The 13,650-nt window shown below is 72.4% G+C and carries 11 protein-coding genes; 5 read left to right on the forward strand and 6 right to left on the reverse strand.

Annotation, left to right across the window (positions count from 1 at the left end; genetic code table 11):
* Positions 1-170: 170 nt before the first annotated feature.
* Together ACFXAZ_RS24445 and ACFXAZ_RS24450 are read left to right on the forward strand one after the other, a co-directional pair.
* A complete protein-coding gene (locus tag ACFXAZ_RS24445) occupies positions 171-1,592 on the forward strand; it encodes an NAD(P)/FAD-dependent oxidoreductase (protein WP_384595075.1) in 1,422 nt (473 codons plus the stop codon).
* Positions 1,593-1,689: 97 nt separating this feature from the next.
* Complete coding sequence (locus ACFXAZ_RS24450; protein WP_384595078.1) at positions 1,690-2,214, forward strand: Lrp/AsnC family transcriptional regulator; 525 nt, start codon at positions 1,690-1,692, stop codon at positions 2,212-2,214.
* A 217-nt stretch (positions 2,215-2,431) separates the two neighbouring features.
* On the opposite strand, the gene ACFXAZ_RS24455 is transcribed toward ACFXAZ_RS24450, so the two are convergent.
* On the reverse strand, positions 2,432-3,163 hold the full coding sequence (locus ACFXAZ_RS24455; protein ID WP_384595081.1) for an NAD(P)-dependent oxidoreductase: 732 nt from the start codon (positions 3,161-3,163) through the stop codon (positions 2,432-2,434).
* A 131-nt stretch (positions 3,164-3,294) separates the two neighbouring features.
* On the opposite strand from ACFXAZ_RS24455, the gene ACFXAZ_RS24460 reads away from it, so the two are divergent.
* A complete protein-coding gene (locus tag ACFXAZ_RS24460) occupies positions 3,295-4,017 on the forward strand; it encodes a TetR/AcrR family transcriptional regulator (RefSeq protein WP_384595084.1) in 723 nt (240 codons plus the stop codon).
* A 16-nt stretch (positions 4,018-4,033) separates the two neighbouring features.
* Here the strand turns inward: ACFXAZ_RS24460 and ACFXAZ_RS24465 are convergent, their stop codons facing one another.
* The 3 genes from ACFXAZ_RS24465 to ACFXAZ_RS24475 all read right to left on the reverse strand — a co-directional run bounded on the left by ACFXAZ_RS24465 (position 4,034) and on the right by ACFXAZ_RS24475 (position 7,440).
* A complete protein-coding gene (locus tag ACFXAZ_RS24465; protein WP_384595087.1) occupies positions 4,034-4,639 on the reverse strand; it encodes an HD domain-containing protein in 606 nt (201 codons plus the stop codon).
* Positions 4,640-4,815: 176 nt separating this feature from the next.
* On the reverse strand, positions 4,816-6,753 hold the full coding sequence (locus tag ACFXAZ_RS24470) for a choice-of-anchor A family protein (protein ID WP_384595090.1): 1,938 nt from the start codon (positions 6,751-6,753) through the stop codon (positions 4,816-4,818).
* A 114-nt stretch (positions 6,754-6,867) separates the two neighbouring features.
* Positions 6,868-7,440 (reverse strand): hypothetical protein, encoded by a 573-nt coding sequence (locus ACFXAZ_RS24475; protein ID WP_384595093.1) that lies wholly within the window; start codon positions 7,438-7,440, stop codon positions 6,868-6,870.
* Positions 7,441-7,627: 187 nt separating this feature from the next.
* Between ACFXAZ_RS24475 and ACFXAZ_RS24480 the strand changes: the two genes are divergently transcribed.
* Positions 7,628-9,382 (forward strand): purine-cytosine permease family protein, encoded by a 1,755-nt coding sequence (locus ACFXAZ_RS24480; protein ID WP_384595096.1) that lies wholly within the window; start codon positions 7,628-7,630, stop codon positions 9,380-9,382.
* Positions 9,383-9,406: 24 nt separating this feature from the next.
* Here ACFXAZ_RS24480 and ACFXAZ_RS24485 read toward each other — a convergent pair whose 3' ends face one another.
* A complete protein-coding gene (locus ACFXAZ_RS24485; protein ID WP_384595099.1) occupies positions 9,407-11,134 on the reverse strand; it encodes a GAF domain-containing protein in 1,728 nt (575 codons plus the stop codon).
* Between the two features lie 291 nt (positions 11,135-11,425).
* Between ACFXAZ_RS24485 and ACFXAZ_RS24490 the strand changes: the two genes are divergently transcribed.
* Positions 11,426-11,908 (forward strand): pyridoxamine 5'-phosphate oxidase family protein, encoded by a 483-nt coding sequence (locus tag ACFXAZ_RS24490; protein WP_384595102.1) that lies wholly within the window; start codon positions 11,426-11,428, stop codon positions 11,906-11,908.
* A gap of 57 nt (positions 11,909-11,965) precedes the next feature.
* Here ACFXAZ_RS24490 and ACFXAZ_RS24495 read toward each other — a convergent pair whose 3' ends face one another.
* Positions 11,966-12,640 (reverse strand): helix-turn-helix domain-containing protein, encoded by a 675-nt coding sequence (locus ACFXAZ_RS24495; RefSeq protein WP_384595105.1) that lies wholly within the window; start codon positions 12,638-12,640, stop codon positions 11,966-11,968.
* Between the last annotated feature and the right edge of the window lie 1,010 nt (positions 12,641-13,650).

The following is a 13,650-nucleotide window of genomic DNA, read 5'->3' on the forward strand; positions in this document are numbered from 1 at the left end:
GTGTCGCTGCCCCTCTCTCTCCCCCCCGCGCTCCGGGGGCCGCTCCCCGTTGTGGGCTCCCCCCCCCCCCGGGGGGGGGGTCCCCCCCCCACCCCCCCGCCCCCCCCGCCTGCCCACCCCCCATCCCCACCCCCACCCCCACTCCTGAACAGTGAGGAGCCCCGCACCCCATGACCTCCGCCCCCGAGACCTCGCGTCCGGCCGACCCCCGCAGCCGACTGCGCCACGCGGCGCCCGTGCCGTACTGGCTCGACCGGCCGGAGAGTCCCGGGGCCCGGCCCAGACTCACCGAGGACACCGTCTGCGATCTGGCGGTGGTCGGCGGCGGCTACACCGGGCTGTGGACCGCGCTGCTCGCCAAGCGCCGCTTCCCCCGCCTCGACGTCCTGCTGCTGGAGCAGCGGACCTGCGGACACGCGGCCAGCGGACGCAACGGCGGCTTCTGCTCCCCCTCCCTCACCCACGGCCTCGCCAACGGCGTCGCCCGCTGGCCCGGCGAGACCGGCCTCCTCCAGCGCCTGGGCGCCGCCAACTTCGACGCCTTCGAACGGGACCTGGAGACCTACGGCATCGACTGCGGCTTCGCCCGTACCGGCAAGGTGACGGTCGCCGCGACCGAGTGGCAGGCCCGCGCGCTCACCGAGGCCGCCGCGCTCTCCGCCCGGCACGGCGAGGCGGCCACCCTGCTGGACGGCGACGAGGTACGCGCGTACGTCGACTCACCGCTGTGGTCGGCGGGCCTGTGGAGCCCGGACTACGCGCTGCTCGACCCGGCCCGGCTGGTGTGGGGACTGCGCCGCGCCTGTCTGGAGGCGGGCGTGCGGATCGCCGAGCACACCGAGGTACAGGCGCTGAACACCCGGGCCCGCGGCGGCGTCCGGCTGCGCACCCCGTACGCCGAGGTCAGGGCCGGCAAGGTGGCGCTGGCCACCAACATCTACCGCCCGCTGCTGCGCCGGCTCTCCCTGACCATGGTCCCGGTCTACGACTACGCCCTGGTGACCGAGCCCCTGACCGACGATCAGCTCGGGTCCATCGGCTGGCTCGGCGACCACGGCATCACGGACGCCGGGAACCAGTTCCACTATCTGCGCAAGACCGACGACCGGCGCATTCTCTTCGGCGGCTACGACGCCATCTACCACTACGGCAGCCGCGCGGACGAGCATCTCACCCAGCGGGCCGAGACCTTCGAGACACTGGCCCGGCAGTTCGCCGAGACCTTCCCGCGCCTCGCCGACGTGAACTTCTCGCACGCCTGGGGCGGCATCATCGACTCCACGACCCGCTTCTGCATGTTCGCCGGTACGGCGGCCAGGGGCCGGATCTCCTACGCCCTCGGCTTCACCGGTCTGGGCGTCGGCGCCACCCGGTACGGCGCCCAGGTCATGCTCGATCTGCTGGCGGGCAGGCGCACCGAGGCGACCAGCCCGGCCATGATCCGCCGCCCGCCCGTGCCGTTCCCGCCGGAGCCGGTGCGCTACCTCGGGATCCAGGCGACCCGCCACTCGATGGCCCGCGAGGACGAAGCGGGTGTCCGGAACCTGTGGTTGCGCACCCTGGACCGGCTGGGCCTCGGCTTCGACTCCTGACCGGGCTCTCGACTCCTGACCGGGCTCTCGACCCCTGACCGGGCTTCGGCACCCGACCGGGACTTCGGCTCATGACACCGCAAGGAATGATGGACACATGGGTTCCACGGCACATCAGGGCGGCCATCCGCTCGACGACATCGACCGGCGCGTCATCGCCATCCTCCAGGCCGACGGCAGACGCGCCTACAGCCAGATCGCCGAGGATCTCGGCATCCCGGCCTCCTCGGTCCGCTACCGGGTCCAGCGGCTGGAGGAGAACGGTGTCCTCCAGATCGTCGGCATCGCCAATCCGCTGACGATCGGCTTCGACCGGTTCGCGATGATAGGGCTGAAGGTCCGCCCCGGCATGACCCGCGAGGTCTGCCGCCAACTGCGCGAACTGCCGGAGACGTCGTACGTCATCATGACGGCCGGTCAGTACGACGTGATGGCCGAGGTCATCTGCCGGGACACCGACCACTTCACCGACCTGGTGAACGAGCGGATGCATCTGATGGAGGGCGTCATCTCCACCGAGTCCTTCTTCGTCCTGGAGGTCCACAAGATGGCGTACGGCTGGGGCGTGGGCGAGGTGGAGACCCGGCTCCTGGACGCGCGGGGCGGCCAGAACGACGGCTGACCCGGCCGGTGGACGCAGCCCTGCTGGGCCTTCGCGCTCCAAAACGTTGTCAGTGCCCCGGGCCAGGCTGACCGCCTCGACGGGCCGGACGGAGATCGTGAGGGACTCGCGGCCACGGGGGGTGCGTGACGACCCCGGCCACGGCTCGGGTCAGATACTGCCGTTGCTCCACCCCCCTCTCCGGCCTTCTCCGGCCCTCTCCGGCCGGACCCGCGTCTCACACCCGGCCGGAGGCCGTCCCCGCGTGGGCCAGCGCGCTCGGCGTCCGGCAGCCGACGATCGCCGGGGCCTCCCGCACGAGCGTGTCGTCGGTGAGCGCCTCCACCATGAACAGCGCGAAGTCCACCCGCCGGGTCAGATCGCTGGCCAGCACCGGATCGCCCACATGCCGGCTCCACACGGGCAGCCCCTGGCTCTCGCCCTCCTCCAGGGAACTGCCGCGCACCACGGTCCACCGGGTGTCGCTGGCGAACACCCGGGCGCACGCCTCCACCTGGTCGTCGATCTCGGCGAACCGCACCAGCTTCCCGATCACGGTGGCGGCCCGCAGCCCGAAGCTGAACAGCCGTGAGTAGCGGTCCTTGCCGTCGCGGGTGATGTGCCAGCCGCAGGAGAAGACCAGCCGCGCGCCGGGGCGGGCGAAGTCGAGCACCGCCTGTGCCGTACCCGACGAGTACTGCCGCACCCCCCACGGCACCAGCACCGTGAGCACCCCGTCGCAGCCCTCGACCGCCTTGCGGATCACCTCCCGGTCGTCGGTGTCCCCGGGCACGACGGTCATCCGCCCCTCGAACTCCGCCAGTTTCAGCACGCTGCGCTCCCGGCAGACGCCCACCACCTCGTAGCCACGCTCCAGCGACTGCCGGACCATGTACCGCCCGAGTTTGCCGGACGCGCCGACGACACAGACCTTCCGGATCGGCCCCTGTTCCCGCTGCCCGTCGCCCATGTCCCGGACCCCCTTCACCCACCTGAGCACCTTATGTTGTAAGGCAAGGTAACCTTATACCGTAAGGCAGTCAAGGCCGGTCAAGGCCGGTCGAGGCGGTCAGGGTTCGCGGGAGAGGAAGGGAGCGGCGGATGGCCCAGGGAGGCAAGGCGGCGCCCCGGCGCGGCACAGGGGGCCGGGGAGCATCGGGACGCGGCGCGGCGGGCCGCACCCCGCTCAGCCGTGAGCGGGTGATCCGTACGGCGGTGGCGGTGGCGGACGAGAAGGGGTCGGCGTCGCTCACCATGCGGGCCATCGCCGCGCCGCTGGGCGTCGAGGCGATGTCGCTGTACCACCATGTGGCGGGCCGGGAGGACATTCTCGACGGCATGGTGGACACGGTGTTCGGGGAGATCGAGCCGCCGGTCCCCGACCCGGGCGGGGACTGGCGGGCCGCCATGCGCCGCCGCGCCCGCTCCGCCCGCGCCGCCCTGCTGCGCCACCCATGGGCGATCGGCTTGATGGACTCGCGCTCACAGCCCGGCCCGGCGACCCTGCGCCACCACGACGCCGTGCTCGGCGCCCTGCGCACGGCCGGATTCTCGGTGCCGATGACCGCACACGCCATCTCGCTGATCGACAGCTATCTGTACGGCTTCGTGCTCCAGGAACTGAGCCTGCCGATCCGGGGCGGCGCGGAACCCGACGAGGTGGCGGGCGCCATCCTGCGCGAGATGCCCCCCGGCGCCTACCCCCACCTCGCCGAACTGGCCACCGAACACGTCCTCAAGCCGGGCTACGACTACGGGCAGGAGTTCGACTTCGGGCTCACCCTGATCCTGGACGCCCTGCACCCCGACGAGCGGACCGCCTGACCCGTACCCACGGCTGTCAGAGGCGGTCGAGCCCGTTGGCCATCACCCGGTCCGTCATTCCGCTCGCGACGTACCGGCCCGCCGCGCACTGCGGCTTGCGGGCGGCCTGGTCCTCGACCAGCCGGACGAAGGCGGCGGCGAACCCGAGCCGGGGATACGCGTCCACGAGAGCGCGCCGGAACGCCGGATCGAAGTCCTCAAGCCCTCCGCCGGAGACATCCGCGGTGGTGCCCACCTGCAACATCCGGCTCTCCGGGTCGGTTTCCGGCGCCACGTCGTCCCGCATGTGGAGCACGATCACCTCGGCCGCCCGGTCCCGGCGCTCCACCGGCCAGCCCAGCCCGGCCGTGAAGACCCGCGCCAGATGACCACCGGCCTCCTCGAAGGCGAGGCTGTGGCTGTCGAAGGGCGGGGTGAGCGCCAGATCGTGCAGCAGCGCGGAGACGAAGAACAGCTCCCGGTCGTGGTCGAGTCCGCGCTCCCCGGCCCAGAGAGCACCGAAGAAATACGCCCGCAGACTGTGGTGATACAGCGCCCGGTCCGCGTACTCCGCACAGACCAGCAGCGCCCGCTCGGCCGCCGCCCCCTCCGGCACCCGCACTCCCCCGACCTCTGTCGGCATCCGCCGCCTCCCTCTCATCGAAGTCATCGAACACAGTTCTGTACGCCGTCGCGCTGGGCGCAGCCTAAGGGCGGCGGGTCCTGGTGCGGGTACCGCTCACACGAACGCGCCCACCATCAACGCGACGGCGGGCGCGGCTCGTATCGGGAGGGTGGCTGGATCACACCGGTACGGCATCAGGCGTCGACGCAGTGCCCGTCACCTCCGTGGCCGTACCCCTTGTCGCCGTAGCCCTTGTCGCCGTACCCCTTGTCTCCGTAGCCGCCGTAGCCGCCGTAGCCGCTGTGGCCGCCGTGGCCTTCATGGCCGCCGTCGCCGTAGCCGCCCGGCTTGCAGGGCTCGGGGGGTTCCTCGCGGGTGTTGTCGAGGCGGGCCGTGACGGTCTCGCCGTCGGTGTCGATGACGTACGGGCCGCTGACCGGGTTGGCGGGCAGGACATAGCCGTCGGGTACGGCCGTCTCGCGCAGGTAGTAGGTGCCCTGCGGGAGTTCGCCGAAGGTGCAGCGGCCCGCGGTGTCCGTGGCGCAGACGCCGCCGACGTGGGTGTCGGGGTCGGCGCCGGTGGTCTGGAGGCCGGGGACGCCGTTGGTCTCCTCCCACAGTTCGAAGGTCACGCCGGGCAGCGGGTCGCGGCTGTCGGCATCGGTTTTGACGATCTGTACGCTGCCGGTGTCCTGGGGGGACGAGACGGGCCGGTTCGCGGCCGTCACGGACACCCCGTCGGCGGCGTTCTGCGTGGTCAGGACCAGTGGGCCGAACACCGCGGGCTCCGGCAGTTCATAGCCCGCGGGGGCGTCCGTCTCCTGCCAGTAGTACGTCCCGGTGTCCACGGTCCGCCCGCACAGGCCCTCGGTGTCGGTGACACAGGGTCCGCCGACGGCGGTGTCCGCGTCGGGGCCCGTGGTCTGGAGGCCAGGGACGCCGTTGGTCTCGCGCCACAGCTGGAAGGTGGCGCCTTCGAGGACCGCGCCGGTCCCGGCGTCGGTCTTGACCACTTCCACCACGCCGGTGCGCGGGACGGGGGTGCCGCAGTCGGGCAGATCCCCGTTGAACGGGTAGGCGTGGAACTCCTGGCCGCCGCCACCGGTCGCGGCGGAGGTGTGGGTGAGGGCGCCCGTGGTGAAGAAGCGGCCGTTGACACCGGGCAGGGTCACGGTGGTGCTGGAGGACTGATTGCCGATCAGGAAGCTGCCCTGGAACTGCCCGGTGCCGGTCAGGCCGACCGTGGTGGCGTCGGGGAAGTTCCACAGCAGGCGCTCGCGGTAGGCGTTGAGCGGGGCGGTGTCGGCGATGCCGCCGCTGTAGGTGTTGATGGTGCGGTTGGCGCCCAGGATGTTGACCAGGATCGTCGCGGTGGCCGGGATGCCGGCGAAGGTGACACCCTGCTGGCCGCCGTTCGCCGCCGTCATGTTGAAGTCGACGTTGAAGACCTGGAGGGCGGAGGTGCCGTCGCCGGTGAACAGGGTCTGGCCGCCCTGGTTGACGGCGGTGCCGGTGGGCGGGCGCGGGGTGCCGTTCACCCGGGCGTAGCACTGGCTGGCGGTGGTCAACTGGTCGCGCAGGCCCACATAGGGATCGGTGGCGTCGGGATCCTGGGCCAGGGTGGCGAGGACGGTGCCGGTGACCGTACCGGCGTGCCGCACGACCCCGCGCTCGGCGAGGAGCCGCTGTCCGGGCGCCACGGTGATGTTGCCGCCCGTGGTGAGCCAGTCGGCACCGACCGGGGGCGGGACCCGGGAGCCGACGCCCGCTTCGCCGACGTTGTAGACCCGGCTGACGCCCGCGCGCTTGTTCATGTCGAAGTTGTCCAGGACGACGACCCGGCCCTCGGCCTCGGCGGCGGCGCCCCGTACATGGAAGTCGCTGCCGACGAAGACGTTGATGGCGTTGTCCCGGCCCGCGATGGGACCGTTGCTCACGCCGGGGAAGGGGTCGGTGCAGTCGCCGGGGACACAGGGACCGAGTCCGCCGGGCAGGGGTGCGGCGGACGCCGGGGTGGCCCCGGGACCGAGGACCAGAACGGGTACGGCCGTGAGGGCCACGGCGCAGGAGAGGCCCGCGGATCTCGCGCGTCGTCGAAGGCGCGCGGAGGGGCGGGCGGTGAGGTTGCTCATGGCCGGAGTGTCGAACCGCGCGACACCGCCCACCACCCGGGTCACCCGCGATTGGGCCGGTCAGGGCGGTGACTCACCGTCAGGCGTGAACGGTGGGGCCGGTCGGACCCGTGTTCACGTACGCGCGTTGATGACCGCGATGCCCGACTCGCCCGCCTCGAACCCGGCGATCAGTTCGGCCGGGGTGACCGGTCCTGCGGGGTGCCCGCCGGCGTGGTCGAGGAGGAGCACCGGCTGGTACTCCCCGTCGCGCCGGACGGGCTCGAAGTCGGTGACGGTCTCGCGGCGCAGCAGGACGACCCAGCGATCGTCGCGGGGGTCGGACGGCAGGGAGTCCAGGTGCCCGGCGAGATCATCGGCACCGGGCGTCGGGCCGGATGTCGGGCCGGATGTCGAGCCCGAGGTCGAGCCCGAGGTCCGATCCGGCGTCAGATCGCGGGCCAGTAGCTCCCGATGGGCCAGGACGGTGACGGCGAGCCGGTCACCGGACCGTTCGTAACGGGCCGACAGATCCTCCGGCAGCAGATAGAAGACGCCCTCCTCGCCCTCGTGCCCCCGGTTCAGCAGCCGGCAGGCCATGCGCTCGCCGGGATCCGTGGAGGTGTGGTCGAGATCGAGGATCACCTCCCGGCTGTCCGGGTCGAGGGAGGGGATCGCACCGATCCACATACGGGTGAGGTCGTCCATGCGCCGTATCCAAGCACAGGGTTGACCGGGTCCCGGGAGGTGCTCCGGGCGGCGCGCCTCTCATCCCGGCGCAACCGGACATGAACCCCCGGAAACACCGTGTTCACGACAAACGAAACCGGCGGAAACAGCCGCTTTCTAGCGTGACCGCGCCGCACCCGCACCCTGCCCCCTCAGGAGGCCAGGCATGACCACGGCCGAGTCACGGCTCACCACGACCGATCCCAAGAACCCCGGGACCGATCCCAAGGACCTCGGGACCGATCCCAAGGACCTCGGGACCGACCCGAAGAACCCCGGGACCGACCCGAAAGGTTCCGTGACCGTCCCGAAGGACCCCGGGACCGACCAAGCGGTCAAGGAGACCCTGGAGGACTACACCCTCCGCTTCGCGCCCCGCAGTTACCGCCGCTGGACCCCGATGGTCGTGGCCACGACCGCGCTCGGCGGCATCGCCTACATGGCGGACTTCTCCATCGGCGCCGGCATCGCGATGGCCCACGGCACGGGCAACGCGCTGGTGGCGATCACGGTGGCCGCCGCGGTCATCTTCATCACCGGGTTCCCACTCGCGTACTACGGCGCCCGCTACAACATCGACCTCGATCTGATCACCCGCGGCTCCGGCTTCGGGTACTACGGCTCGGTGCTGACCAGCGTCATCTTCGCCAGCTTCACCTTCATCTTCTTCGCCCTCGAAGGCTCGATCATGGCGCAGGGGCTGAAACTGGGCTTCGGGCTGCCGCTGTGGCTGGGCTATCTGGTCTCCACGCTGCTGGTGATCCCGCTCGTCATCTACGGCATGAAGGCGCTGAGCAAGCTCCAGGTGTGGACCACCCCGATCTGGCTGGTGCTGATGGTCGCGCCGCTGGTCTATCTCGTCGTCACCGAGCCGGGCACGGTCGACAGCTTCCTCGGGTACGCCGGTACGGACGGCGAGGGCGCCCTCAACACCGCGTCCGTGCTGCTGGGCGCGGGCGTGTGTCTGTCGCTGATCGCGCAGATCGGTGAGCAGATCGACTATCTGCGCTTCATGCCGCCCAAGACCGCCGAGAACAAGCGCGCCTGGTGGACGGCCGTGGTGATGGCCGGGCCGGGCTGGGTGGTGCTGGGTGCGCTGAAGCAGGCCATCGGGGTCTTCCTCGCCGTCTACATCCTGGCCGAGGTGGGGCCCGCCTCCGCGACCGAGCCGATCCAGCAGTTCCACGGCGCCTTCGAGGCGATGCTGCCATCCTGGACGGTGGTCCCGCTGGCGGTGGCGCTGGTCGTGATCAGCCAGATCAAGATCAATGTGACCAACGCGTACTCGGGTTCGCTGGCCTGGACGAACTCCTTCACCCGGGTCACCGGCCGCTACCCCGGCCGGATGGTCTTCGTGCTGGTCAACCTGGTCTTCGCGCTGATCCTGATGGAGGCCGACATGTTCAGCTTCCTCAACTCCCTCCTCGGCTTCTACTCGAACTGCGCGATCGCCTGGGTCGTCACCGTGGCCACGGACATCGGCGTCAACAAGTACCTGCTGAAACTCTCCCCGCTCCAGCCGGAGTTCCGCCGCGGCATGCTGTACGCGGTCAACCCGGTGGGGGTGGTGGCCTTCGGAGCCGCGTCCGCCCTGTCCATCGCGATGTACTTCCATGCCCTGGGCGACACCCTCCAGCCGTACTCCCCCGTCGCCGCGGCCGTGCTCGCCTTCGTCCTCACCCCGCTGATGGCGATGGTCACCAAGGGCCGCTACTACCTGCGCCGCACGGACGACGGCATCGCCGAGCCGCTGCTCGACGCGGACGGCAACCCCAGCGAAGCCGCCTACGACTGCCACGTCTGCGGCCAGTCCTACGAACGCCCGGACGTCACGGCGTGTGTCACCCACGACGCCGTCGTCTGCTCACTGTGCCTGAGCACGGACCGGGTGGGGGACCATGTGCTCCCCGCCGCCGGATAGCTCCCGAGCCGGAGCCCGGGTGACCTACTCCCCCGGCACCGGGGCCCACCACTCCAGCCGCGTACCCCCGCCCGGCGGGCTGCTCAGCTCCAGTTCGCCGCCCAGTTGCCGGGCCCGCTCGGCCATGTTGCGCAGGCCGCTGCGGCGGCCGTCGGCCGGGATGCCGACGCCGTCGTCGGTCAGGGTGAGGCGGATCTGACCGGAGGCGGCCCTGAGGACCACATCGGCCCGGCTCGCGTGCGCGTGCCGGGCGATGTTGGTGAGCGCCTCGGACAGCACGGCCACCACATGGTCGGCGATCTCGCGCGGTACGTCCGTGTCGACCAGGCCCTCCATCCGGATGCTCGGCGCGAACCCGAGCACCGGGGCGGCCTCGCCGACGATCCGCACCGCGCGGGAGCGCAGCCCGCCGCCGGCCACGCCCTGGCGGGTGCGCAGGCCGAAGATGGTGGACCGGATGATCTTGATGGTCTCGTCCAGGTCGTCGACCGCCCGCACCACCCGCTCGGACGCCTCGGCGTGGTCGATGAACCGGCCCGCGCTCTGGAGGGTCATCCCGGTGGCGAACAGCCGCTGGATCGCCAGATCGTGCAGATCGCGGGCGATCCGGTCGCGGTCCTTGAGCACCGCGACCTCCTCGGCGTCCCGGCGCCGCTCCGCCAGCTCCATGGCGACGGCGGCCTGCGCGGCGAAGCCCTGGAGGGGTTCGATCTCCATCGCGGTGAACACCGTACGGCCCGCCTCGCGGAGCAGCAGCAGCACTCCGCGCACCCCGTCCTCGCCGGTGCCGACGGGCACGGCGACGGCGGGGCCGAGGCCGGTCGCGCGCAGCGACTCGGATGAGATCCGCTCGTCCCGGGAGACGTCCGCGCTGGTCACCGGGGTGACGGTGGTGAACGCCTCGCCGATCAGACCGGCGTCGGCGGGCAGCACCAGACCGCGTACGGTGTCGGCCTCCGGCCCAAGGGCGAGTTCCACGCCGAGCGCGTCGGTGTCCTCCATCGGCATCGCGACCACCGCGAGGGCGGCGCCCATGATGTCCCGGGCACGCTCGGCGATCAGCCGCAGCACCTCGCCGCGCCCGGCGCCCGACATCAGGCCGTGGGTGATCTCGGCGGTCGCCCGCAGCCAGCGTTCACGCAGCCGGGATTCCTCGTAGAGGCGGGCGTTGTCGATGGCCACCCCGGCGGCCACGGCGAGGGTGGAGGTGACCGAGACGTCCTCCTCGTCGAACTGCGCGCCGCCCCGCTTCTCGGTCAGATAGAGATTCCCGAAGACCTGGTCGCGGACGCGGATGGGGACGCCCAGGAAGGTGTTCATCGGGGGATGGTTCGGCGGGAAGCCGTACGACGCCGGGTGCGCGGAGAGCTTGTCCAGGCGCAGCGGCTCGGGGTTGTGGATCAGTTCGCCGAGGATGCCATGGCCCTCGGGGTAGGGGCCGATGCGGGCGATCTCCTCCTCGGTGACGCCGACGGTGTGGAACGCGGACAGCCGGCGCCCGTCCGGGCCGATCACCCCGAGGGCGGCGTACTCGGCGTCGACCAGTGCGGCGGCGGCCTCGACGATGCTGCGCAGGGCCTGCTCCAGGTCCAGCTCCCGGCCGACCGACAGCACCGCCTCCAGCAGGCTGTGCACCCGGTCCCGGGTGCCGCGAGCGGCGTCGATCCGCGCCTGTAGCTCCTCCAGCAGCTCGTCCAGCCTCAGCTGCGGCAGGCGTACACGCGCCGCCCAGGGCTCGTCGGGGCTTGCCACCTGCGTCTCCTCGGTCCGGTCTGCGGCATCTTGCGTCCGGGGTGCGGCGTCGCGGTGTCCGTGGCCGGTGGCCGGACGGACCGGGACCCGCCGGAACCGCGCCGGACGGACAACGAGAGGACACCGGACACGCCCACCGTACTCACCCGCCGCACCCGATGCCGTCCCCTGGGCCGGTCGGCCCCAGTGGCGGGGAAGAACAGCACCTCCCCACCCGCCCGCCCCGCGTTCCACCCTGAACCTGCGCCGTGACCGTGGACCGGTCCGAGCCGTCGACCCGAGGAGCACGTCATGGTCCATCACCTGTACGACGTCCAGGGGGACCGCCGGGACCCAGCGCCGCGGCGCGTCACCGCCGGATCGCGCCGCCCTGTCGAGATCGGCGCGGAGGAGGCGCTGCGGCTGCTGGGCGAGGTGTCGCTGGGCCGGATCGTGTTCACCCGGCACGCCCTGCCGACGGTTCGCCCGGTCAACCATGTGCTGGACGCCGGGGACATCGTCATCCGCACCCACGACGGCGCCGCCCTCACCTCCCACGCCCAGGGCGCCGACGCCCCCGGGGTGGTCGTCGCCTACGAGGCCGACGCCCTGGACCCGGACACCCACCTCGGCTGGAGCGTGGTGGTCACCGGCTACGCCCAACTGGTCACCGACCCGGCGGAGGTCTCCCGCTACCACGCCCTGATCCACCCGTGGATCGACCAGGAGATGGACCAGACGGTCCGGATCCGCCCGGATCTGGTGACGGGGGTAAGGCTGGTGGCGCACCCGTAGCCACCACGGCCGGCGCCCACACCACACCCCACCCCTCTGCTCCACCCCCACCCGGCCTCACACGCTGATCCGCCGCCCGGTGATCACCGCCGGGTCGACGCTGATCCACAGATCGCGGTCGCCGCCCGCCCAGGGCGCGCTGTACGCCCCCGCGTCGAGGCGGCGGATCTCGTCGGGGTCGGTCACCGTGCGGGCGTGGCCGCGGACCAGGACGCTCCAGCCACGGCTGAACGCGTCGTCGATCCGGTCGGCCTCGAAGGCGACCCGGCGTCCGGCGGCGAGGGCGGGGGTGGCGTCGTGGGCCGTACGGAACACGATCGCGCCGTCCACGACGCTGTAGTTGACCGGCACGACGACGGGCCCGGTGCCGGTGGCCACGGCGATCCTGCCGATGCCGTGGCTGCCGAGCAGGGACCGGCTCTCGTCCTCGGCCAGCTCGGCGAACTCGGCCCCGGGGGCGGCCTGTTCAAGACCGGGCGGCAGGTCGGCGGTGCCGCCGGTCAGCTCCGGCACGGTGGTCTCCAGGGCGCCGGCGAGTCCCAGGAGCGTGCCCCGGTCGGGCGCGGCGCCGGGGTGTTCCTCCAGGTACCGGACGTAGCTGGCGGCCATGCCCGCCCGGTCGGCCACCTCGTCCCGGGTCAGACCGAGGTGGGCACGCCGGGAGGCGATACGGCGCCCCAGATCACCCAGGGGCCGCTCCCCCGCCACGTCGTCCCTCGGCTGTCCCACCATGACCGTCACACCCTTTCGTCGACCTTCCCCGACGCCGGAAATTGACCCATACATCCACTTTCGCCCACATCTCCATAGTGGCCGACATACGCCCACCCCGCTTGGGCCACCCGGCCTACGGGGGCGGCGGGGGGAAGGGGGAGGTGGGGGGAAGGGGAGGTGAAGGGGGGGCTGGCGAAGCCGGGGGGGCGGGGCCAGGGGACCCGAGGCCGGGGCGCGAAGAGACCGGGAGACCGGGGACCGGGGCGCGGAGAGGCTGGGAGGCCAAGGGCCGGGCGCCCGGAAAAGCCGAAGGCTCGAGGCCCGAGGCCAGGAGGCCCCAAGGACCACGAGGCCGGGAGGCCGGGAGGCCGGGAGGCCGGGAGGCCGGGAGGCCCGGAGGGCGGAAGCCGGGGGTCCTGAAGGCCGGGAGAACCGAAAGACCAGGAGACCGGGGCCGGAGGGCAGGAAGAGCCGGAGGCCTGGAGACCGGAAGCCAGGGGCCCCGAAGGCAGAGAGGCCTTCAGGACCCGGAGGCCCAGGCGCCCGGAGGCCCGGAAGGCCAGGGGCAGGAGAGGCCGGGAGGCCAGGAGGCCGGGAGGAGAGGAAGCCGGAGGCCAGGGGCCAGGGCCCGGAGGGGGCCAGGGCCCGGGGCCCGGTGGGCAGAGCCCTCGGGCCTCGGTGGACCAGAACCCGAGGGAGGAAGCCGGAAGCCCAAGCGACGCCCGGAGGCCGGGAGGCTCGGGAGGCCGGGAGGCTCGGGAGGAGCAGGAGCCCCGAAGGCCAAGGAGCAGCAGAAGCCGGAGGCCAGGGGGCCGGGGGCCCGAGGGGCGCGGGCCAGGGGGCTGGGGCCCCTCGGGGGGCGCGGGGCCAGGCGGCCGGAGGGCCAGGGGGCCGGGTGGGGCCGGAGCCCAGGGCCCGGGGAAGCCCGAAGGCCCCAGCACCCCGGTGTCCCGACGCCCCGACGCCCCGACGCCCCGAGCAAGCGAGACCCCGAGCAAGCCAGACCCCGGCAAACCGGGGACCGGCAC

This window comes from Streptomyces sp. NPDC059477, assembly GCF_042749375.1.
Classification (GTDB): Bacteria; Actinomycetota; Actinomycetes; order Streptomycetales; family Streptomycetaceae; genus Streptomyces.

Coding starts and splice junctions, on each gene's coding strand:
- ACFXAZ_RS24445 (WP_384595075.1), top strand. CDS start 171: ATGACCTCCGCCCCCGAGACCTCGCGTCCGGCCGACCCCCGCAGCCGA.
- ACFXAZ_RS24450 (WP_384595078.1), top strand. CDS start 1,690: ATGGGTTCCACGGCACATCAGGGCGGCCATCCGCTCGACGACATCGAC.
- ACFXAZ_RS24455 (WP_384595081.1), bottom strand. CDS start 3,163: ATGGGCGACGGGCAGCGGGAACAGGGGCCGATCCGGAAGGTCTGTGTC.
- ACFXAZ_RS24460 (WP_384595084.1), top strand. CDS start 3,295: ATGGCCCAGGGAGGCAAGGCGGCGCCCCGGCGCGGCACAGGGGGCCGG.
- ACFXAZ_RS24465 (WP_384595087.1), bottom strand. CDS start 4,639: ATGCCGACAGAGGTCGGGGGAGTGCGGGTGCCGGAGGGGGCGGCGGCC.
- ACFXAZ_RS24470 (WP_384595090.1), bottom strand. CDS start 6,753: ATGAGCAACCTCACCGCCCGCCCCTCCGCGCGCCTTCGACGACGCGCG.
- ACFXAZ_RS24475 (WP_384595093.1), bottom strand. CDS start 7,440: ATGGACGACCTCACCCGTATGTGGATCGGTGCGATCCCCTCCCTCGAC.
- ACFXAZ_RS24480 (WP_384595096.1), top strand. CDS start 7,628: ATGACCACGGCCGAGTCACGGCTCACCACGACCGATCCCAAGAACCCC.
- ACFXAZ_RS24490 (WP_384595102.1), top strand. CDS start 11,426: ATGGTCCATCACCTGTACGACGTCCAGGGGGACCGCCGGGACCCAGCG.
- ACFXAZ_RS24495 (WP_384595105.1), bottom strand. CDS start 12,640: ATGGTGGGACAGCCGAGGGACGACGTGGCGGGGGAGCGGCCCCTGGGT.